At 66.6% G+C, this 21288-nt stretch carries 17 protein-coding genes; 10 read left to right on the forward strand and 7 right to left on the reverse strand.

Annotated elements, in window-relative coordinates; genetic code table 11:
* The first annotated feature begins 233 nt into the window (after positions 1 to 233).
* Both AQ611_RS23755 and AQ611_RS23760 read left to right on the forward strand, forming a co-directional pair.
* Positions 234 to 1364, forward strand: coding sequence for a FecCD family ABC transporter permease (locus AQ611_RS23755; protein ID WP_083237533.1), 1131 nt, complete (start codon positions 234 to 236; stop codon positions 1362 to 1364).
* Positions 1365 to 1380: 16 nt separating this feature from the next.
* Positions 1381 to 2199 (forward strand): heme ABC transporter ATP-binding protein, encoded by an 819-nt coding sequence (locus AQ611_RS23760; RefSeq protein WP_069236496.1) that lies wholly within the window; start codon positions 1381 to 1383, stop codon positions 2197 to 2199.
* A gap of 345 nt (positions 2200 to 2544) precedes the next feature.
* Here the strand turns inward: AQ611_RS23760 and AQ611_RS23765 are convergent, their stop codons facing one another.
* Positions 2545 to 3153, reverse strand: coding sequence for a trimeric intracellular cation channel family protein (locus tag AQ611_RS23765; protein WP_069236278.1), 609 nt, complete (start codon positions 3151 to 3153; stop codon positions 2545 to 2547).
* Positions 3154 to 3631: 478 nt separating this feature from the next.
* Here AQ611_RS23765 and AQ611_RS23775 point away from each other — a divergent pair, with 478 nt between their 5' ends.
* A complete protein-coding gene (locus AQ611_RS23775; RefSeq protein ID WP_069236280.1) occupies positions 3632 to 4627 on the forward strand; it encodes an HTH-type transcriptional regulator ArgP in 996 nt (331 codons plus the stop codon).
* Here AQ611_RS23775 and ltaE read toward each other — a convergent pair.
* Positions 4596 to 5609 carry a low-specificity L-threonine aldolase gene (gene ltaE, locus AQ611_RS23780; RefSeq protein WP_069236281.1) on the reverse strand — a complete coding sequence of 338 codons (1014 nt, stop codon included), beginning with the start codon at positions 5607 to 5609 and terminating at the stop codon, positions 4596 to 4598. The two genes, AQ611_RS23775 and ltaE, sit on opposite strands and share 32 nt — an antisense overlap.
* Before the next feature lie 451 nt (positions 5610 to 6060).
* Between ltaE and AQ611_RS23785 the strand changes: the two genes are divergently transcribed.
* From AQ611_RS23785 to AQ611_RS25235, 3 genes are read left to right on the forward strand one after another with little or no spacing between them, the layout of a single operon-like run.
* The gene (locus AQ611_RS23785) at positions 6061 to 7467 is read left to right on the forward strand and encodes a cytochrome ubiquinol oxidase subunit I (protein WP_059512716.1); all 1407 of its coding nucleotides are present in this window, start codon (positions 6061 to 6063) and stop codon (positions 7465 to 7467) included.
* Between the two features lie 31 nt (positions 7468 to 7498).
* Positions 7499 to 8509, forward strand: a complete 1011-nt coding sequence (cydB, locus tag AQ611_RS23790) for a cytochrome d ubiquinol oxidase subunit II (RefSeq protein WP_069236282.1) — start codon at positions 7499 to 7501, stop codon at positions 8507 to 8509.
* Positions 8481 to 8654, forward strand: coding sequence for a hypothetical protein (locus tag AQ611_RS25235; protein WP_082711696.1), 174 nt, complete (start codon positions 8481 to 8483; stop codon positions 8652 to 8654). Before cydB ends, AQ611_RS25235 begins: the two co-directional genes overlap by 29 nt.
* A 42-nt stretch (positions 8655 to 8696) precedes the next feature.
* Here the strand turns inward: AQ611_RS25235 and AQ611_RS23795 are convergent, their stop codons facing one another.
* Positions 8697 to 8891, reverse strand: coding sequence for a YqaE/Pmp3 family membrane protein (locus AQ611_RS23795; protein WP_059512712.1), 195 nt, complete (start codon positions 8889 to 8891; stop codon positions 8697 to 8699).
* 210 nt (positions 8892 to 9101) lie between these two features.
* Positions 9102 to 10154, reverse strand: a complete 1053-nt coding sequence (locus AQ611_RS23800) for a phytoene/squalene synthase family protein (protein WP_069236283.1) — start codon at positions 10152 to 10154, stop codon at positions 9102 to 9104.
* A 95-nt stretch (positions 10155 to 10249) separates the two neighbouring features.
* On the opposite strand from AQ611_RS23800, the gene AQ611_RS23805 reads away from it, so the two are divergent.
* On the forward strand, positions 10250 to 10534 hold the full coding sequence (locus AQ611_RS23805) for a hypothetical protein (RefSeq protein ID WP_069236497.1): 285 nt from the start codon (positions 10250 to 10252) through the stop codon (positions 10532 to 10534).
* A 410-nt stretch (positions 10535 to 10944) separates the two neighbouring features.
* Positions 10945 to 12615: an alkaline phosphatase family protein gene (locus tag AQ611_RS23810; protein WP_069236284.1), complete on the forward strand. Its 1671-nt coding sequence runs from the start codon at positions 10945 to 10947 to the stop codon at positions 12613 to 12615.
* Between the two features lie 331 nt (positions 12616 to 12946).
* On the opposite strand, the gene AQ611_RS23820 is transcribed toward AQ611_RS23810, so the two are convergent.
* A complete protein-coding gene (locus AQ611_RS23820; protein WP_069236286.1) occupies positions 12947 to 13840 on the reverse strand; it encodes an SDR family oxidoreductase in 894 nt (297 codons plus the stop codon).
* Between the two features lie 102 nt (positions 13841 to 13942).
* Here AQ611_RS23820 and AQ611_RS23825 point away from each other — a divergent pair, with 102 nt between their 5' ends.
* Both AQ611_RS23825 and AQ611_RS23830 read left to right on the forward strand, forming a co-directional pair.
* The gene (locus tag AQ611_RS23825) at positions 13943 to 14833 is read left to right on the forward strand and encodes a helix-turn-helix transcriptional regulator (RefSeq protein WP_069236287.1); all 891 of its coding nucleotides are present in this window, start codon (positions 13943 to 13945) and stop codon (positions 14831 to 14833) included.
* A 215-nt stretch (positions 14834 to 15048) separates the two neighbouring features.
* Positions 15049 to 15270, forward strand: coding sequence for a hypothetical protein (locus tag AQ611_RS23830; protein ID WP_059512867.1), 222 nt, complete (start codon positions 15049 to 15051; stop codon positions 15268 to 15270).
* Between the two features lie 67 nt (positions 15271 to 15337).
* Here the strand turns inward: AQ611_RS23830 and AQ611_RS23835 are convergent, their stop codons facing one another.
* Entirely contained in the window at positions 15338 to 19318 is a 3981-nt protein-coding gene (locus AQ611_RS23835; RefSeq protein ID WP_069236288.1) for a DUF748 domain-containing protein, read from the reverse strand.
* A 135-nt stretch (positions 19319 to 19453) separates the two neighbouring features.
* Positions 19454 to 21103: a DUF1254 domain-containing protein gene (locus tag AQ611_RS23840; protein WP_069236289.1), complete on the reverse strand. Its 1650-nt coding sequence runs from the start codon at positions 21101 to 21103 to the stop codon at positions 19454 to 19456.
* Positions 21104 to 21288 lie beyond the last annotated feature (185 nt).

Genomic DNA, 21288 nt, shown 5'->3' on the forward strand with positions numbered 1-21288 from the left:
CACGCCGCTCGGCGCGTCTTGCGTGCCGCACACAGGCACGGCCGCCGCGCGCCACTGCGCCCGCCCCGTTCAGCCCATTACGTATTCAATTCGCGCATCCTCGCCGCATCGAGCGAACCCGCGCGGCCTGCCCGTTTTGCATCACGCATGACAAAACAACCGCCCCCTGCCGCGCGGCACATCGCGCTGGCTGATCATCTTCCACCGCAGCGCCATCGCCGCACCCCGTTGAGATGAGACCCGCCACCCGCTCCCCGTCGGCCGATTCGGCACGTCCCGCGCCGCTCATCGAATCCGCACCCGCCAACGCCGCCCCTAACGCGCATCGCCGGCGACGCGCCCTCCGCACGCTCACCGCACTCGCGCTGGCACTCGCGCTTGCCGCGATCGCCGCGCTTTGCATCGGCGCTTATCCGCTCACGCCCGCACAATTGTTCGACGCGCTTACGGCCTCCGATACGCTGCTGTCGAGCGACCCCATGTTGCGACAAGCGCGAGCGGTGCTGCTGGAAATCCGCGCACCGCGTGTCGCGCTCGCGTCGTTGGTCGGCGCCGGTTTCGGCATGGCCGGGGCAGCCACGCAAGCGCTGTTTCGCAATCCGCTTGCCGATCCGGCCTTGATCGGCATATCGAGCGGCGCGGCGCTCGGGGCATCGGCGTTGATCGTGCTCGGGCCGTGCATCGTCGCCGGACCGGTCGCGCTCGGCTATCCGCCGATTGCCGCGTTCGCGGGCGCGCTCGGCGTCGCGGCGATCATCCACCGGTTCGCGGCAACGCGCGGCCAGCTCGCGCTGCCGCTACTGCTGCTTGCCGGCATCGCAATCAATGCGCTCTGCGGCTCGACGATCGGACTGCTGACTTATTTCGCCAATGACACGCAGTTGCGTTCGTTGACGTTTTGGAGCCTTGGCAGCGTGGGAGGCGCGCAATGGCGCACGATCGTCGCGATCACGCCGTTCGCGCTCGTCGGCTGCGCGCTGCTCGCACGTGAGCGGCACGCGCTGAACGCACTGCAGCTCGGCGAAACGCAGGCGCAGCATCTCGGCGTGCCGGTGTTGCGCGTGAAGCGCCGCGTAATCGTCGGCACCGCGTTATGCATAGGCTCGCTCGTCTCGTGTACCGGCATGATCGGTTTCATCGGGATGATCGCGCCGCATTGGGTGCGGCTCGCGGTCGGCCCCGACCAGCGGATCGCGATGCCGGGCGCGGCGCTGCTCGGCGCGCTCGTCGCGCTCTGCGCCGATCTGGCAGCACGAACGCTCGCCGCGCCGGCCGAGATTCCACTGGGCATCCTCACCGCGCTGCTCGGCGCACCGTTTTTCCTCGCGCTGCTGTGGAAACAGCGCGCCGCGCTTGGCGCTTGACACTGCGAATAGAATCATGCTGACCGCCGATCATCTTCACGTTATCCGTGGTGACAACACCATCCTCCGCGATCTGTCGATCCGCATCGTCCCCGGCCGCGTCACCGCCCTGCTCGGACGCAACGGCGCAGGCAAAAGCACGCTGCTCGAAGTACTGGCGGGCGATTTGAAAGCCTCAGGCGTGGCGTGCAACGCGACGCTCCGCGGCGCGGTGACGCTCAACGGCGAACCGCTCGGCAAGATCCCCGCGCCGCGTCTCGCGCGGTTGCGCGCGGTGCTGCCGCAAGCGTCGTTGCCTGCGTTCCCGTTCAGCGTGTCGGAAATCGTGCGGCTCGGCCGCTACCCTCACGCGCGGCGCACCGGCGCGCTCACGCGGGAAGACAACGATATCGCGTCGCAAGCGCTCGCACTCGCCGGCGCGGCGGCGCTCGGCCCCCGCGACGTCACGACGCTTTCGGGCGGAGAGTTGGCGCGGGTGCAGTTCGCGCGCGCCATCGCGCAACTCTGGCCGAGCGGCGCATCCGCGAGCGCGGCGCGCTATCTGCTGCTGGATGAGCCCACCGCCGCACTCGATCTCGCACATCAGCACCAAGTGCTCGCTCTGTCGCGATATCTGGCCCGCGAATGGAACATCGGCGTCCTGACGATCATGCATGATCCGAATCTCGCCGCTCGCCATGCAGACCGGCTCGCGCTGCTCGCAAACGGCGCGATCATCGCCGATGACGCGCCCGCCGAGGTGATGCGCGCCGATCTGTTCGAGCGTTGTTACGGGTTTCGTGTGAAGCTCGTCGATGCGGGAGACGGTGCGACGCCGATCGTCGTGCCTGCATGAACGCGCCGACGGTATGTCCGGGCGGCGCTTGCCGCTCATGACTCCTCCGTCGGCGCAACGCGCGCCGAGCGGTTCGGGCGTCACGATGCATCCATGCCGGGCCGATCGCTGCGGGGACGGCGCAACGTCCGTCATCAAGCTCGCGTATGCGTGCGGCAGATTGCGCTGATAACCATGCTCACACGCCATGCCCGACGCGCGCCGAGCCGTGCGCACACCTCCAGCATTCCACCGCAAACGTCGGCGATGAAAACGATGAGCGCACTTGTGCCGTCGCCGGATCAACACCTCCGTCACGGCAGCCATATGCAGGCCCGATCGGCACGTGCCGAGCAGGCCTCCCCATCAGCCTGCGTCGAGCGGACCAAACGCCTTCATCCGCCAGCCTCGCCACACGGCCAGCATGCGCAACGCGAATCCGCTCAGCAGCGCCGCAATGGTTGCGATGCCGTGCGGCGCGTCAAGCGCCTGCAATCCGACATACAGCGCGCCCGTCAGCAGCGCGATGCTCGCATATAGCTCCTTGCGCAGCACGAGCGGCACTTCGTTACACAGCAAATCGCGCAGCATCCCGCCGCAAACGCCCGTGATCGCGCCTGCCAGCACGATCACGACCGGACTGGGGATGACGCTCGCCGCGACATCGCAGCCGATGATCGAAAACGCGGCGAGCCCAAGCGCGTCGACGGCGGTGAACCACGACTTCAAGCGCGCCACGTGCGTCGCAGTCATCGACGCGAATGTCGCCGCCGCCAGCGTCAGCAGCAAGTATTCCGGATGCGCGATCCAGGTCAGCGGATAGCGGCCGAGCAGCACGTCGCGCACCGTACCGCCGCCCAACGCGGTCACCGCGCCGACGAAGGCCAGACCGAAGCGGTCCATGCCGCGCTGCATCGCCATCAGCGCACCTGACATCGCCTCCGCGACGATCGCAATCAGATAGAGCGTATGCATTCGATCCGCCGCTCAGCCGAGGATACGAAACCATTCGATCACGCAGGCGCGTTCGGCCGCGTCAATCCCGGGCGCTGTCTTCGCGATGGCAGCGGCGGCACCCGCGCGTGCGCGTGCGTTTACGCCTGCATCGGCCACGCGATGCGCCGGCATGCACCGCAAGCGCGGCTGGTGCACGGACTCGCGCGGCAGCGCTGCATTGCGTGCTGCATTCAGCATCGCATTCGGCCTGCGGTCGATCATGTCGTGATCCTTCTCTTTTTCGTATCCGTGCGGCAGTGAAAAATGGGTTGAACAGCTCGCCGTACAACCCGCCGATGCAGCCTCGGCACTGAAAACCGGCAAGATTATCCAGCCGCGGGCGTGCGCACGGATTGTCGAGCAGCGATGCCGTATTCGCTACAATATTTAGCCGAAGTTAAATATGCTAAATTTTTCTTAGAATTTCGCATGGCCTAAACCACTCCATCCGCAACCCATGACGATCGATCCCAAACAGGCGGCAGCGCTGCTCGCCGTCGCGGACACCGGCAGTTTCGAGCAGGCGGCGGCGCGGCTGCACGTCACGGCGTCGGCGGTCACCCAGCGCGTGCGGGCACTGGAGACGAGCATCGGCGCGCCGCTTTTGCTCCGCACGCGCCCATGCCGGCCGACGGCCACCGGTCAACGCGTGCTGCAGCATCTGCGCCGCCTCGCGCTGCTGCATGCGGATCTGCAAGCCGATCTCGCCGCAGAGCACGGCTCGACCATCGCAGTGACCATCGCGCTCAATTCGGACAGCCTCGGATCGTGGTTTCTGCCCGCGTTGACGTCGGTGCTCGCCGGAGAGCGGATGCTGTTCGAGCTGATCGTCGAGGATCAGGACCACACCTATGCGCTGCTCGAAAGCGGCATGGCGATCGGCTGCGTGACCACCGAAAGCAAGCCGATGCGCGGCTGCACGGCGACGCCGCTCGGCTCGATGCGCTACCGGCTGCTCGCCGCGACCGGGTTCGCCGCACGCTGGTTTCCCGACGGCCTGACGCGCACGGGCGCGCGCCAAGCGCCAATCGTCGCGCACAGCCGGCGCGACGCGCTGCAATTCTCGTTTTTAAAGGAACGGCTCGGCTTGCCGGAAGGCGCGTTTGCGTGCCACTACGTGCCCGGCACGCACGCTCACTTCGCCGCCGTGCGGCACGGCCTAGGCTACGCGATGGTGCCCGAGCTGCTGCTCGATTCGCGGCCGCTCGCGAAACAAGGTCTCGTCGATCTCGCGCCGGGACGTGTGACGGACGTATCGTTATATTGGCACGCATGGGCCGTGCAGTCGCCCACGATGGAATCGCTGTCCGCGCGCGTCGTCGACGCGGCACGGCGCCTGCTCGCGCCGCCGCTTGCCGCCGGCACGGCTCGCGCGCCCGGCAACACCGGCGCGGTGGCCGCGCGACGCACCGGCGCCGGCATCACGCGCGCGAACGCGCGAAGTAAGCGCTGATTGCGTCGACGACCGTATCGATATCGTCGCGCGACACGTCGAGATGCGTGACGAAGCGTGTCGAATAGAGCATTTGCGTGAGTATCCCCCGCGCCTTCAGCCACGTTTCGAGCGGCGCGCAATCGGCTTCGGGAAACTGCGCGAACACCATGTTCGTCGCCTGCGACAGCACCTTGATCTCGCCGATCCGCGCAAGCCCCTGCGCGAGATGCCCGGCGTTCGCATGATCGTCGGCAAGGCGCTCGACATTGTGTTCGAGCGCATACAGGCAGGCCGCGGCGAGCAGGCCCGCCTGCCGCATGCCGCCGCCCAGCATCTTGCGCCAGCGGCGCGCCTGCGCGATCAACTCGCGGCTGCCGACAAGCACCGAGCCGACCGGCGCGCCGAGCCCCTTTGAGAAGCAGATCGAGACCGTATCGAACGGCGCGCAGTGCTCGGCAAGCGAGCGCCCCGACGCCACTGCCGCGTTGCATACGCGCGCGCCATCCAGATGCGTCGCGAGTCCGTGGCGGCGCGCGAGCGCGGCCGCTTCTTCGACATAGCCGGCAGGCAACACCTTGCCGCCGATCGTGTTCTCGAGCGCGAGCACGCGTGTGCGCGCGAAATGATCGTCGAGCGGCTTGATCGCGGCGGCGATCTTGTCGAGCGGCAAGGTGCCGTCGGCCGCGTTCTCGATCGGCTGCGGCTGAATGCTGCCGAGCACCGCCGCGCCGCCGCCTTCGTATCGATACGTATGCGCCGCCTGCCCGACGATGTATTCGTCGCCGCGGCCGCAATGCGCCATCAGCGCCACGAGATTGCTCTGCGTGCCGCTCGGGCAGAAGAGCCCCGCCTCCTTGCCCGCGCGCTCGGCAACGGCGGCCTGCAAACGCTGCACGGTGGGATCGTCGCCCCATACGTCGTCGCCCACTTCGGCGGCCGTCATTGCGGCCAGCATCGGCGCGCTCGGGCGCGTTACGGTATCGCTGCGTAAATCGATCATCTGGTTACCTGTCGGAGTTTCGTCGAAAAAAGCGCCCGCGCACGGTGAAGCGAGATGTCGAGTGTACGCAATTCGCGCGGATGCCGCCGAACCTGGCATGACGGCATCCGCGCGCCGCCGGTCGCGCACGCTCACCGACGCCGCCGGCAGCCCAACGGCCTGCCCGAAGTCCCAGTCATTCGCTTCGCTGCGGCGCGGTGTATTGCCGCACGTGCGTCATCCCGCCGCGCCGCGCACCATGCCTGCCAAACACATCAAATTTGATATCAATCAACGATTTAGATCGATAAACCTCGATTATTCGCTGGACATCTGCGACGAGTTGGCGCATTTCGCACCGCAACACAGCGCTCCATACTTCGGACCAACCCTTGCGCCGCCACGCCGCGCGCCCGGCGCAGGGTCCGCCGGCAGCCCCGCCGACGGGTATCGTCCCCTACGGTCTACTCGCATGGAAACCGCTCTTTCGGCCCTCGATCTGGCCCGCGTGCAGTTCGCATTCACTGTCTCCTTCCATATCGTTTTTCCGGCGTTGAGCATTGGGCTCGCGAGTTTCATCGCCGTGCTCGAATACCGCTGGCTCAAAACCGGCAAAGCGTATTACAAGCATCTCTGCCTGTTCTGGTCGAAGATTTTCGCCGTCGCGTTCGGCATGGGCGTCGTGTCGGGCGTCGTGATGAGCTATCAGTTCGGCACGAACTGGTCCGGCTTCTCCAGCTTCGCCGGCTCCGTCACCGGCCCGCTGCTGATGTACGAAGTGATGACCGCGTTCTTTCTCGAAGCGGGCTTCCTCGGCATCATGCTGTTCGGCTGGAATCGCGTGAGCCCGCGCGCGCACTTCGGCGCAACGCTGATGGTCGCGCTCGGCACGCTGATTTCGACGTTCTGGATTCTCGCGTCCAATAGCTGGATGCAGACGCCGCAGGGCTTCGAGATCGTCGACGGCCGCATCGTGCCGACCGACTGGTTCCAAATCGTGTTCAACCCGTCGTTCCCGTACCGGCTCGCGCATATGGCGCTGGCGGCGTTCATCGTCGCCGCGCTCGTGGTGGCGGCGGTCGGCGCATGGCATCTGCTGAAGGGCCGCCGCGACAAGGCCGTCAAGAAGATGTTCTCGATGGCGCTGTGGCTGCTGCTCGTGCTCGCGCCGCTGCAAGCGGTCGTCGGCGACCAGCACGGCATCAACACGCTGCGCCACCAGCCCGCGAAGATCGCGGCGATCGAGGGCCTGTGGGATACCGAACAGGGCGGCACGCCGCTCAACCTGTTCGGCATCCCCGACATGAACGCGGAAACCACCCGCTACGCGCTGCAAATCCCGCATCTCGGCAGCCTGATTCTCACGCATAGCTGGGACGGCGAAATTCGCGGGCTGAAGTCGTTCCCGCCCGAGGACCGGCCGAATTCGACCGTCGTGTTCTGGAGCTTTCGCATCATGGTGGGGCTAGGCTTCGCGATGATCGGCGTCGCCGTGCTTGCATGGTTGCTGCGCCGCCGAGGCCGGCTCTACGACGCGAAATGGTTTCACAAGCTCGCGCTCGCGATGGGTCCGAGCGGCTTCGTCTCGCTGCTCGCCGGCTGGGTGACGACCGAGGCTGGCCGCCAGCCGTGGGTCGTCTACGGCGTGATGCGCACGTCGCAGGCGGTGTCGCCGCTGTCGGCGCAGCAAGTCAGCGTATCGCTGATGACGTTCGTGGTGGTCTACTTCCTCGTGTTCGGCACCGGCGTCTACTACATGCTGAAGCTGATGAAGAAGGGGCCTGCGCTGCCCGACGAGGCACCCGACACGCAGCCGCGCCCAGACCAAACCGCGCGCCGCCCGCTGTCGGCCGCGCGTCAATTGATCGACGCCGCATAAAACCGGCGCGCCCCATCAACGAGGTCAAATCATGGATGTCACCGTAATCTGGGCTGCGATCATCGCGCTTGGGCTGTTCATGTATGTCGTGCTCGACGGTTTCGATCTGGGCATCGGCATCGTATTTCCGTTCTTCCCCGCCGAAAGCGAGCGCGACCTGATGATGAACACCGTCGCTCCCGTGTGGGACGGCAATGAAACCTGGCTCGTGCTCGGCGGAGCGGGCCTGTTCGCCGTGTTTCCGATCGTTTATTCGACCGTGCTGTCGGCGCTGTATCTGCCGCTTGTCTTCATGCTCGTGTGCCTGATTTTTCGCGGCGTATCGTTCGAGATCCGCGCGAAGGCGCGGCGCACCAAGCATCTGTGGGATCTCGCGTTCATCGGCGGCTCGACGGGCGCGACGTTTTTTCAGGGCGTCGCGCTCGGCGCGTTCCTGCAAGGCATTCCTGTCAACGGCGACGGCCACTTCGCCGGCGACGCATTCGGCTGGCTCACGCCGTTCAGCCTGCTGACGGGCCTCGGCCTCGTCGCAACCTACGCGCTGCTCGGCTGCTGCTGGCTCGTCGCGAAAACCGAAGGCGATTTGCAGCGGCGCCTGCATCGTGTCGTGTGGCCGCTTACCGTCGTGCTGCTCGGCTTCATCGCGATCGTGAGCTTTTGGACGCCGCTGCAGGATGCCAACATCGCCCAGCGCTGGTTCGCCTCGGGCCTGCTCTGGCGGCTGCTGCCGGTGCCGTTCCTGGTGATCGGATGCGCGCTGTGGATGCGCCGCGCGGTTCGCGAACGGCACGACACGATGCCGTTCGTGATCGCGCTCGCGCTCGTGCTGCTCGGCTACGCCGGACTGCTCGTCAGCATCTGGCCGTATGCGATTCCGCAAAGCCTGACTTTATGGGACGCCGCGGCGCCGCGCTCGAGCCAGATGTTCACGCTCGTCGGCGCAGCCGTGATCCTGCCGATCATCATCGCGTACACGACAATGGGTTACTGGGTATTTCGCGGCAAGGTGCGTCATGAAGACCAGCATTACTACCACCACTGATACGCGCGCTGCCGACGTGCGCGGCGCGCGGCTGCCGGGCTGGCTATGGTTCGCCATGCTGTGGCTCGGCGGCGTGGCCGGCGCGGTGACGCTCGGCTATGCATTCAAGCTGTTCATGAACGTGACGCTGTTCGCCGTCAAATGATTCGGCAAGCGGCGCGGCGCGCACGCGCGCGCCGCGCGAGCGTCATGCGCGCCGGCCGAATGCCTGTTCGATCTTTTTATCCGTGTTGTACTGACTGAGCGCATACACGGACCAGATCGCGGCCGGCAGCCAGCCGATCAGCGTGATTTGCAGAATCAGGCAGATGATGCCCGCGAACGGGCGGCCAATCGTGAAAAACTGCAGCCAGGGCAGCAGCAACGCGAGTAGAAGGCGCATCGATTTTTCCTCTTCCGAAGTGCTGGCAGGCCGGAAACGGCCTGCGTGTAGATGGCGGCGAAAGCGCGGTTTTCAAGCGCGGTCAAGCGCGATTCAAGCGCGACAGGCAACGGACCTCTCTGTCCGCGGGGCGGCGCATGCGCATGGCCGCGCGATATGCCGCCGTCACACGAGCGTCATGGAAGCCTTCAATCCCGGCCCCGACATCCGTCACCGCGCCGCCAGCCGCGCGTCGACATCGGCGATCAACCCGTCGAGCCACGCACGCAGCATCCGGTTCGACATCGCGAGCGGAATCGAGCGGGCGACGATCCGGTACACATCGCCGCGCCGAACCTTCGACGCGTGCGCGGGATCGAGCCACGCGTCGTTCGATGCCAGCAACGCAAGCGTCTTCAATCCGATGACGATCGGCCACAGACAAGCCAGCCGCAAGCGCGGCGCACGGCGCGCAATCGCGAACGTGTAGTCGATGCCCGCGCGGAAATGCTCCAGCGTCGTGCGCACGAGCGCGTCGAGCAGCGGCCGCGCGCGCAGCGACGCATCCGGGCGCAACAGATCCTCGGCGCGCAGCCCGAGTTCATCGAGCATCGTTTGCGGCAAATAGCAGCGGCCGATACGCAAATCCTTGCCGCAATCGCGCAGCACGTTGGTCAATTGCAGCGCCTTGCCGAAGCGGATGCCGCGCTCGGCCATCGTGCCGGGCGGCTCGGCGAGCAAGCCGGGCAAATGCGCGCACGTCATCTTCGTCCAGAATTCGCCGACGCAACCCGCCACCAGGTAGGTATAACGATCGAGCGCCGGCCATGCCGGCAGCGCGGCAACGCGGCCCGAATGCTCGTCGGGGAACGTGCGCAGATCGAATTCCATTCCTTCGGTCAACGTCGTCACGACGTCTCGCACCGCGTCGCGATCGGATGCGCTCAATTGCGACAACACCGCAAGCGCAGGGCCAAGCGATTCGAGCAACGTCTTTTCATCCGACACGGCCTGCTGCCCGGCCACCTCGCCAGCCATTCGCGCCAGCGCATGCGCATCGGGCGTGCCGCGCACCTGCGCGCGCAGCGACAGCAACAATTCAAGCCGCTGCGCGGGTGCGATCAGCGACGTATCGGCGATCGTATCGGCCGCGCGCGCGAGCAGGTAAGCCAGGCCGATCGGGTCGCGCATCCCGGCGGGCAACACGCGCAGCGTCAGATAGAACGAACGGGAAACGCCCTTCAGCAAAGGGCCCAGCAGAAACGCTCGGGGAGGATGGCTCATGAATCGGGAAGTCGGTCGGACGTGCTGCCGCATTGTATCGGCAAACGCACGCGTACAATCCGGTCCTTTCAGCAAAACGGCGGGAGATGAATGCGATGGCAATGAAGAAAACCGATCTCGAAAAGAATAAGGCGTTGAAACTGACGCATGCGATGAAACAGTCGGCATCCGCGCGCTTCGGCAAGGGCTCCGAAGCGTCGACGCCCGATCGCCGCGAACGGCGCAGGCTCGACCAGGCGCAAGGAATCGTGCCGTTCGCGTGCAAGCTCAACATCGAGCTGGTCGCGCGTCTGACCGAACGCGCCGCATCGCATCCGGGCGGGATGACCGGGCTGCTGACCGAGCTGCTGCAGCGCGGTCTCGACGAAACGGCCGAGTAAGTCCAACGAGACGACGGCGTTCGAGCCGGCCGCGCGACACGCGGTTTGCGCATCGCACGCGCGCCGGCACGCGCGCTTGGCGCAGAATGCGGCCGGAACGCCAGCGCGGCGGCAATGCAGCACTCATTGGCGCATGCACGCGCCACAGACCGTTGCGGCGAGCCGCCGCGGTAAGCACAACGACGTCCATTGGGCGCGCCGCGCACGCGGTCGTCTCGGCACGCCCAGTCCGGGCGCCAGCGCAGCCGGCGCCGCAACAAATTCTCACAATTCGCGCTGCGCCCTTCATCACGCGGCCCGCCACTCACCCGACAGACAAACGAAAGCGATGCGTCACGACGGCTTCGCAATCAGCGCGCAGATTGCTGCCCCGGGTGTGGGTCAGTTCGTTCAAACGACGAGGTCGATAGATGAAAAGTCACAGCAAGCAACTTGAAATCGCCGCAATGTTCAGCGCCGCCGTGCTCGCGTTCGCGAGCGCTTCGCCCGCCTATGCGTGGGATCGGGATGGCGACCGGCATCACGATCCCCGCACCGCCGACGCGAAGCACGTGTTGCTCATCAGCGTCGACGGCCTGCACGAACAGGATGTCGCGCGCTGCATCGGCGCAAACACCTGCCCGAATCTCGCGCTGCTCGCGAAATCCGGCGTCACGTATACGAACGCGCACACGCCGGGCCTGTCGGATTCGTTCCCCGGCCTCGCCGCGCTCGTGACGGGCGGCTCGCCGAAAACCGCCGGCCTATTCTACGACGTATCGTATGACCGCACGCTGTACGCGCCGTCCGACACGACGTGCTCCGGCAAGCAAGGCTGGAACGTCGTATTCGACGAGACGACCGGCATCGACGGCGAAAACGGCGGCGCGCTTACGCACCTCGACGGCGGCGGCGCCTTCAATCCGCAAGCGATCCCGCACGCGCGCGTGAACGGCCAGTGCGTGCCCGTCTATCCGCACAACTATGTAAAGACGAACACGATCTTCGAAGTCGTCAAGGAACACATCCGCGGCGCGCGCACCGCGTGGGCCGACAAGCACGCGTGGGGCTACGACTGGCTGAACGGCCCGTCCGGCAAGGGTGTCGACGACCTCGCGCGCACCGAGATCAACTCGATCGACCCGGCGACGAACACCAGCTACACCGACGTCTATACGCACACCGAAAAGTTCGACAACTATCACGTGCAGGCGATCCTCAACCAGATCGACGGCAAGGATTCGACCGGCCAGCAAAGCGCGCCGGTGCCCACGCTGTTCGGCACGAACTTCCAGACGCTGTCGGTCGCGCAGAAGGCGACGGTCGCGAAAGGCGGCGGCTATCTCGACGCGAGCTTCACGCCGGGGCCGCAAGTTGCCAATGCGATTGCCTACGTTGACGGGGCGCTGGGCCGCATCGTCGGCGAACTCAAGCAGCGCGGCCTGTCCGATTCGACCGTCGTGATCGTGACGGCAAAACACGGCCAATCACCGTCCGATCACACGAAGCTCGTGAAGAACGGCGATACGCTGACGGCGCTTCTCGAAGCAAACAATTTCGTCGATCCGAACGGCAACTTCGGCCAGAACAACACCGCGACGGGCAATCTGAACGACGGCTCGGGCCTCGTCGGCACGGGCTTCGTGCAGACCGACGACGTCGGCCTCATTTGGCTGCGCGACCCGAGCCAACGCGATGCGGTCGTCGCGAAGCTGAAGGCGAACCTCGGCTGCAATGCGCCGGGCATCTGCGCGGACGGCCCGCAGGCCTACATCCTGTCCGGCGCGGAGCTTGCGCGGCACTTCGGCGATCCGGCGCTCGGCCGCACGCCCGATATCATCGTGCAGCCGAATCCGGGTGTGATCTATACATCGAGCAAGAAAAAGGACGAGGAGCATGGCGGCAACGCGCCGGACGACAGCCATCTCGGCCTCGTCGTGTCGTATGCCGGTTTCCATCAGGGCCGCACTATCGCCGAGCCGGTGCTGACGACGCAAGTCGCGCCGACGATCCTGCGCGCGCTCGGCCTTGAGCCGCGCTCGCTGCAATCGGTTGCGCAGGAAGGAACGCGCGTGCTGCCAGGCCTCGGCCTCGAGCGCTGATGCAAGCCGCCCGGCCGCCCGTTGCCGCGCGGCCGGGGAACGCGCGGCCTCCATGATCGCGCGGCGATGCGGTCGTCGCGCCGTTGGTGACTCAATCGATTTCATACGCGCCGTGCATGCCGGCGTACCGGCCGCAGCGATACGGCGCGCGGCGCCCGGCCGAAGCCGCGATGCTACCGCGCGGCTGCCGGGCGTTTTTTCGCGTTTCGCGTTTCGCGTTTCGCGTTTCGCGCGTCCCGTCTGTCCCGCCCGCCTCACGCCCGACAACGAACCGGCCGTGCAGCAATCGAAATCGCGGCCACCACTGTCGAGCCAGTCGAGAAGACCGAGACTATCGCCCCATATAAGCCGGATGATCGATATCGGCGATGAGCCCGGGTTGCTGCGGCTGCCAGCCCAGCGCCGCCCGCGTCCGCTCGCTCGTGGCCGGGCAGTCCGTGCCCACAAACGCGGCGAGCCAGCCGAAATGCGCGTGCGCCTCCTGCGGCGACAGCGACACGACCGGCACCTGCAAGCGCCGCCCGATCACCTCGGCAATCGCCTTGAAAGGCACGCCCTCATCGGCAACCGCATGAAACGGCCCCTGTTCCGCGCGATGCTCGAAAGCCAGCCGGAACACACGGGCGGCATCGACGCGGTGCACCGCCGGCCAACGGTTGAGACCGTCACCGATGTAAGGCGAAACGCCCTTGTCGCGCGCCAAGCCGACGATGCGCGGAATGAAGCCACGGTCGCCATGACCGTGAACCGACGGCGGAAGCCGCACCACCGTCGCGCGCACGCCCCGCGCGCTCAGCCTCGCAATCGCGCCCTCCGGGTTGCGCGGAAACGACGCGGACGGCTCGCGGGCCGGCGTCTGCTCCGTCGCCATGCCGCCGGGCGCGAGCAGCGCGATGCCCGACGTCGCCACGAACGCACGCTCGGAGCCTTCGAGCACGGCGCCGATCGTGTCGATCACGCGCAGCTCGTGCGCCGCATTCTCGGCGAATTTCGAGAAATCGTGATTGAAGGCGGTGTGGATCACGCCGTCCGATTGCTCCGCGCCTCGCCTGATGCTGTCCAAATCTTCGAGCGAGCCGCGCTGGACCTCGGCCCCCGCCGCCGCCAATGCGTCGGCCCCTTGATCCGAACGGGCCAGGCCAAGCACCTGATGGCCGGCTTCGATCAGTTCCCTGACGACGGCCGAGCCGATCCAGCCAGTCGCGCCTGTGACGAATACACGCATCGCATTTCTCCGCAGGTATGCAATGCAGGCGATGATCGATCCACGCGTTATCCTGGTAAAGTAGTGACGTCATCATATTATGATCATTAACAGGACAGCAGGATGACTAAGCGCGACCCATCGGGCAATCCGCTGGGAACCTATTTGAGAACCCGCCGGATGAAGCTCGATCCGGCCGCGTTCGGCTTTCCGTCCGAGCGTCGCCGCACGCCCGGCCTGCGCCGCGAGGAAGTGGCGCAGCGCGCGCATATCAGCCCGACCTGGTACACCTGGCTGGAGCAGGGGCGGGGCGGCGCGCCGTCGGCGGACGTGCTCGACCGGATCGCCGGCGCCCTCATGCTGACCGACTTCGAGCGCGAACATCTGTTCGTGCTCGGCCTCGGCCATCCGCCCGAAGTACGCTATCAGAAGAACGAAGGCGTCACGCCGCGGTTGCAGCGCGTGCTCGACGCGCTGGACCCGAGCCCGGCGATCATCCGGACGGCAACGTGGGACGTTGTCGCATGGAACCGTGCGGCGACCGTAATGCTGACCGACTACGGCGCGCTGCCGCCAGAACAACGCAATATCCTGCGCACCGTGTTCCTCGATCCGCGTGCTCGCGCCGCGCATCAGGATTGGGCCAGCGCGGCGCGGTTCGTGGTGGGCGCATTCAGGGTCGACGCGGCGCGCGCGGGCGCGGCGGCAAACGTCGAGCCGCTCGTCGACGAGCTTTGCCGGCTCAGCCCAGAATTCGATGCGATGTGGCGCGACCATCACATCAGCGAAGCGCATGGAGAAACCGTCAAGCGCGTGCGGCACCCGGTGCTCGGCCCGCTTGGGTTCGAGTACTCCGTCTTCGCGGTGGACGGCCGGCCGGATCTCAGCATGGCGGTCTACAACCCGGTGGAGCCGGCGGACGCGACGGCGAGGCTCGGCGCACTGATCGGCGCGCCGCCCGAGCGCGCCAAGCGCGGGCGGACCAGGCCGTCGAGCACCGCGAATTCCGGCTGATCGAGTCGATCCGCGGCCCGCACGATCCCCCGTCGCTACTGCAAGCAGACGAAGCACATGCGCCGCGATTTCGATCCGCCTGCACCGTGTTCCTGCCGTTTGGCTTGCCGATCGCGCGATGTGCGCATTTGCCGCGCACGCAAGCGCTTTTTTTCCAAGTTGGCGAAACACTATTGACGTGCGATAACGGGCCGATCACGATCCGGAGCATTACGATGGCCACGCTGGAAGCATTGCGCTGCGTGCTCGACGACGAGCGCACCCCCGACATCATTCGTCACCACATCATCGATTCGCTGCAATACACGTTGCGCAATTACGGGCAGGTGTTCAGCGCGAAGGAAATCGCATGGTTGAGCGAATGGGACGATCCGCGCATTCCGATCGCCGCGCGTAAGGAACTCGACAAGCGCGAACCGGCTGGCGAAGCGCGCTGACGCAGCGGCGCGTGCGATGCATCTGGCCGCCGGGCCGCGTCAGCGCCGCCGTTCGAGGCCGCGTGCGTCACTTCAGCCCGAAGTCGACGCGCGTTGTCGCGCCCTTGTCGTCGATGCCTTTGGCGTCGAGCTTCGGCGCGACGATGAAGATTCGGTTCGCATCGACCTTGCCGTCCAAATATCGGCGCACCGCCTGCGCGCGGTTCTGCGCGAGCGCGAGCAGCGCCGATTCATCGAGCGGCGCGTGCTCCGCTAGCGCCTTCTTCATGTCGGCGTCGGGCAGCGTCTTCGTCAAACCGATCATATTGCGCGGCTTCTTGAAATCGGCGGCCTTGTACGCCTTCGTCAGGTACTTCGAGTATTCGGCCGGCTCGACTTTCACGGTCATCGGATCGACGCTTTCGCCTTGGCCGATTACGTCCTTGAGCTTCTGCTGTTTGACGAGCCGCTCGACATACGCATCGCGCAGGCCCGGCAGATCCTTATCGGGATCGACGCGGCCGATCAGGTCGAGCCGGATCGACGGCTTGTCCGCAAGCATCTTCGAGATCGTATCGAGCTTCTTCTGGTCCGCGTCGGACAGTTTCGCGTAACCCGGCTCGAACTCGACGTAGCCGAGCTCCTCGCTGCCGCTGCCGAACGCGTGCGCAAGCAGCGTGAACGGCGACGTGACGGCCTTCGCGATCAGATTCAGCACCGCGCGCCAGATCAGCCCGCCGATGCTGAACTCCGGGTTCGACAATGATCCGGATACCGGAATATTCACGTCGATCTGGCCTTGCGAGTTTTTCAGCAGCGAAATCGCGAGCCGCACCGGCAGCTTCGTCGCGGTGTCGTTGTCGACGTGGTCACCGAACGTCAGCTGATCGATGAAGATGTGATTGTTCGCGGTGAGTTGGTCATTGTCGAGCTTGTAGCTCAGATCCACGTTCAGCTTGCCTTTCGTGATCGGATAACCCGCATACTTCGCCGAGTACGGCGTGAGGTTCGTCAGCTCGATGTCGTGCGCGGTCGCCGTCAAGTCGAGCGCGGGCTTCTCGATCAGCGGATTGACCGTGCCCTTGATCGCGATCGGCCCGTTGGCGGCCAATTTCGCATCGATGTTGACGGGCGCGGCCGTGGTGGAATCGGTGCCGAACGCGCCGACCGTGCCGTTGATCGCAACGAGATTCGCCGAGTAGTTCGGCTTGATGAAGTTGTCGGTGTACGTGACGCGGCCTTTTTGCAGCAGCAGTTGGCCAAAATGCAGCCGTACCGGATGCGCCGGCGGCGCGGCCGCCTTCACGATCACCGCAGCGGACGCGCCCGCCGGTGCGGCGGCGGATTCGGACGCGGACGATTCGGCAGCGGCCGGGGCCGCCTGCGCCAGCGCAGCCGCATTCGACACGTGCGCCGCCACATCGGAGGCGGCCGCCCCGGCATGCGCGCTGGCCGCCCCGCCTGCCGCCCGCTCGCCGGCGGCGGCCATCCCCGATGCGGCCGGCGGCGAAAGCGGCACCGGCTCCTTACCGCTCGCATCGCGTGTGAGCGACTTCGCCGGGCCGGTTTCGTGCGCCACGACCTGCCGCAAATTCAGCTTGCCTTGCGCGTCGAGCAGCACGCGCCCGTAGAAATTCGAGAACGTCACGCGCGCCGCGTCGACGTCCGTGCCGCGCACGCCGTCGTAATTCGCCTTCAGATTCGTGAGCGCGAGCGAACGCCAGCCGGCAAACGGATCGGACGTCGCCTTGTCGAGCAAACGCACGTCGACGAGCGCCGCATCGCCGCGATACGACGCGCGCGCGGCCTGCTTCGTCTGCTCGAATGCGAGATCGCCCTTCGCGTTCAGCAGCGCGCTCGCGATTGTCGCGTTCAGCATGCTGCCGAAATACGGCTCGAACGCGGCCGCGTCGAGCCGGTTGCCGTTCAGCTTCAGGCCGACTTTCAGCGGCGTCGCCGTCACGTCGCCCGATACGTCGAGCGAGCCCTTGCGATTGAGCGTCGCCGTGAGCTTGACGGGCAACGGCCGGGTCAGATCGTCGCTGATCTGCCGCACGCTGAGCTGCAGCGGCGCGAACGCGAGCTTCACGGCACGCGGCGTCGAGCGGTCGGTGAAATTCGCGCGGGCGTCCTTCACGTTCAACTCGTCGATCTTGTAATGCCAGGCAGGCTCGGCCGCCACGCCGCGCTCGGCCGGACGAGACGACGGCGCGTGCGCGCGCACTTGGCCTGCCGGTTTGCCGCGCGATTCGCCGAGCGCCGCCAGATCGATCCGCCCGTCCGGCAGCCGCGCGACGTCCAGCGCCAGGCCCGCCGCATCGACACTCGCGATCTCGGCACGGCGCGCAGCCAGATCGACTTTCGTCACCTTCACGCGTGCATCGGGCACCACGATCGCGGGCGTCTTCGAATCCGGCAACGCGATCTTCAGCGATTTCAGCCCAAGTTCACTGTCGGTCACTTGCGCGTCGAACGGCGTCTTCGACCAGTCCGCCTTCGCGTTGAGCGTCGTGCTGAGCGCGCCGTCGAGCACGTGCGCGGAGGTCGCACCGGCCAAATACGGGCGCACGGCAGACAACGCGAACGCATCGATGGCGAGCTTCGTGTCCGCCTGCCGCGCGGCAAGATTGAATGCGCCTTGCGCGTTGATCGCGCCGCCGCTCGCGAGGTCCGTCGCGAGCGTGTAGCGCGCGGGCGCGTGGCCCGTGAGCGAGAAATCGGCGAGCGTCGCCGCGACGTGCGTAAACGACATGGCCGCCGGCGTCGCGAGCGATGCGTCGGCCACGTTCAGCGTACCGTCGTTGATCGCGAAGCGCTTGATCGTCAGATCGAGCGGCTGTGCGTCGCGCCGCACGGGCGCGGCAACCGGGCCCGACGCAGCGTGGGCCGCGACGGCGGAGGACGCGGACGCGTCCACGGCCGCCGGCGTCGCGGCAGCACGCACGGCGCCCGGTGCCGAAACCGCGTTCGCGGAGCCCGCCGCGCCGTCCACCGGCGGCGACGACGCGCCGGCCAGCTTCTGCACGTTCAGCAGCCCGGCCTTGTCGCGCGTCAGCGCAACGACCGGCTGATCGATCCGGATCTCGTCGAAATGCAGCGCGTTGCGCAACGGCTCGAGCTGCGCGGCCGCCACATGCACGCCGCGCGCGGCGAAAAGCGGCTCGTTTGCATGGCTCGTCACCTGCGCGTCGCGCAAATCGGCCGTGCCCGATATCCGCAGCGCGGGCAGGTCTCCCGACATCGCGAAATTCACGTTGACGTCGCTCGTGAGCTTGCCCGCGCGCACGTCGACGGGCAGCTTGGTCGGCGCATACGACAGCAGCCGCGGCAAATCGAGCCCGTCGAACTTCAGATTGATCGACGATTCGCGCGACTGCGCAAACGGCTTGGTCTTACCGTCGATCACGAACGGACTGCCGTCGACGCGCGCGCGCAGCCTCGGCTCGACGAAGACGTCGCTCTTCGAGGCCAACGTAGCGATGAACGGAATGCCGAGCGACCATTGATCGACGACATGCTTTTCGTTCAGCAGGCGATCGTCGAAATCGATCCGCCCGCGGTTGACCTGGATGTTCGAGACGGAGAAGCGCACCGGCTTGCTGTCGGGCTGCGGCGACGGCTTCGAAAATTTGTCGATCAGATCGGTGAAATTGAAACGTTGCGCGTCATAGCGAACGACGCGCAAATGCGGATCGTCGAGCCGCACTTCGTCGACGATCGGCGCAAGGCGCGCGACCGACGCCCACGACGCGCGCATGACGAGCGTGCCGATGTCGATGAAACCGCCCTGCCCGCCGCGCTCGCCGATTCGCACGCCGTCGGCTTCGAGCCGCAGCGTATAAGGATTGAAGGCGATGCGCTCGATCGTCGCGGGACGCTCGAGTTGCTGGCTCAACTGCTGCTCGGCGATATGACGGATCAACGGCGGCGCGGCGAAAAAGCCCAGCAGTCCGAACAGTATGACGAAAATCAGCGCGCCGATGCCGGTGCGCTTCGCGCGGCGCGACCGGGCGGCATCGCCAAGCTTGTGCAAGGTCGATTGGACGGGTTCTTTGTCGAAGCTTGCCATGAATGAAATGCATGATGCCGCCATCGCGGCGGGGAAAATTCGGAACGGGCGCGGCTTTTGCCAGTATAGGCATGTGCGTTTTGCCGTGCAGTCACGTCGCACGCGGCCTTATGACCGGGCGACGTGTGCAAACGTTCACTTGCGAACGACCGCCGGCGGGCGCCAATTATCGTCGCAGACTTGACGTTTCGGCGCGTAGAGGTGCAGCGCAAGCGCGAAATCGCTGCGTGGCGCGGGCAGCCAGTTCGATGCGCGGCCGCCGGGCGGCGTCGTGGACACGGCAATCTCGATCGAGCCGTCGCGGCCGCGATGCAGGTCGCGTCCGGTAAGCGAACGGCGGCCGTGGCCCAGCTCGGGCAACGCGCCATCCGGCGTGTACGGTGCAAGCGACCAGAATGCGCGCACGGGCGGCAGCGCATTCGCCGCGAAACGGATCGCGTAGCGATACGCGCCGTTCAACGGCCGGCCCGCGCTGTCGGTCTTGACGACGGCGAGCGCTTCATCGGAGCACGTCGCGGCGTCGAACTGCGTCGACGCGGCATACGCCCGCAACGCATAATCGACGCCATAGTTGCCGACACCGTCGCCAAGCCAGCTCCAGCCGTTCGCGCTCATCGCGTTCGGCGGCGGCGCCGCAAGCCGCACGCGCGCCTCGGCGACACCGCGCTCGGCCGCTGCCAGCCGGTCGCCCTGCCACTGTACGGACGCACCGGCCGTCACGCCGATATCCGTGAGGATTTGCTGCGCATGCGCGTCGGCCGCGGGCGGCGGATTGTCCTGCAACGCGCGCGCGGCGCGCGAGAAGAACGCGTTGGGATCGAGCGCAGCGACCTGCTCCACCGGCCCGAGATCGGACGCGGCGGCCCCCGCCGAGGCGTCGCCTGGCGGACGACCACCGGCAGACGAGCCGCCCCGCGTTGCGTTTGTTGACGGCAATTCCGCCGCCGGTTGCAGCGTGGACGATGGTTGCGCCGTGCCCGATTGGGCTGCCGCCGCGCGATCGGCCAGCGGCCGCGGCTGCTCTGCAGACCGTGCGCCGGCCGGCGCCTGAGCGTTCGCCATCGGCTGCCCCGCCGGCGCGTGGCCGGCCGAAGCCGCCGGGCGGCGCGCGGCCGATGCGCCGCGCGTGCCGGTCGCGCCGATATAGGCCGATAGCGGCACGACGCGAATCGCGCGCTGCAGTTTCCTGGCAGCTTCCAGATCGTGATTGCCCGCCGCGCTGATGCGCACGTCGAGCCAGACACCCTGCGTGGGCGCATCGACCCGCACGGCGCCCGCCGGCAGCTTGCCCGTCCAGCCGGGCGCCGCGAAAACGATCGCCGCCGGGCGATCCGGCCGCCCATTCGCGCGCGCCCCCGAACCGGCCATCCCCGTCGACCACAGCACATTGGTCCACATATCGAGTGCGCGCGCGTCGAGATAACGGTCGCGCGAAGCCGGCAGCACCACGACGACGGGCTCGTCGCGAACATCGAGCCACGCGGTCGAAGCCAGCATGTCGCTGCTCGCGAGCGGCGGATTCGGCGCGCCGGGCGCGGGCAGCGCGCGCGCATGGCGCAGCGTGTTGCCCGGCACGCCGCCCGCCGCGTCGGCTTGCCGGGCAACGTCCATCAACACGAGCGGATAAACGTAAATATACGAATCGGCAACTTCGCTGCGCATCCAGCCGGTCTTGCGCTGAATGGCATCCGGCGTCGACGCGCACCCCGCGAGCAGCGTCAACGCGACAAGCGGCGCGCAAACGCGCCGCCACGAACCAGCAGTTTCTTGCGATATTTTTATCATTCGGTGGCACGGCAAACGCGCGGCAAAGCCGCGCGCGTTGATTGGCGGTCGGCGCTCGCGTGATCTCGTGTGGTCCTCGTAGCGTTCATGCCGGCCGGGTGACGCTTTATCAGCGCTATTTTTAGGATCGGCTGTATCGTAACCTTGTCACCCCGGCAAAAACAATGTCTGCCAGCATCGGCGGC

It is taken from the genome of Burkholderia singularis, from assembly GCF_001718875.1.
GTDB classification, from domain to species: domain Bacteria; phylum Pseudomonadota; class Gammaproteobacteria; order Burkholderiales; family Burkholderiaceae; genus Burkholderia; species Burkholderia singularis.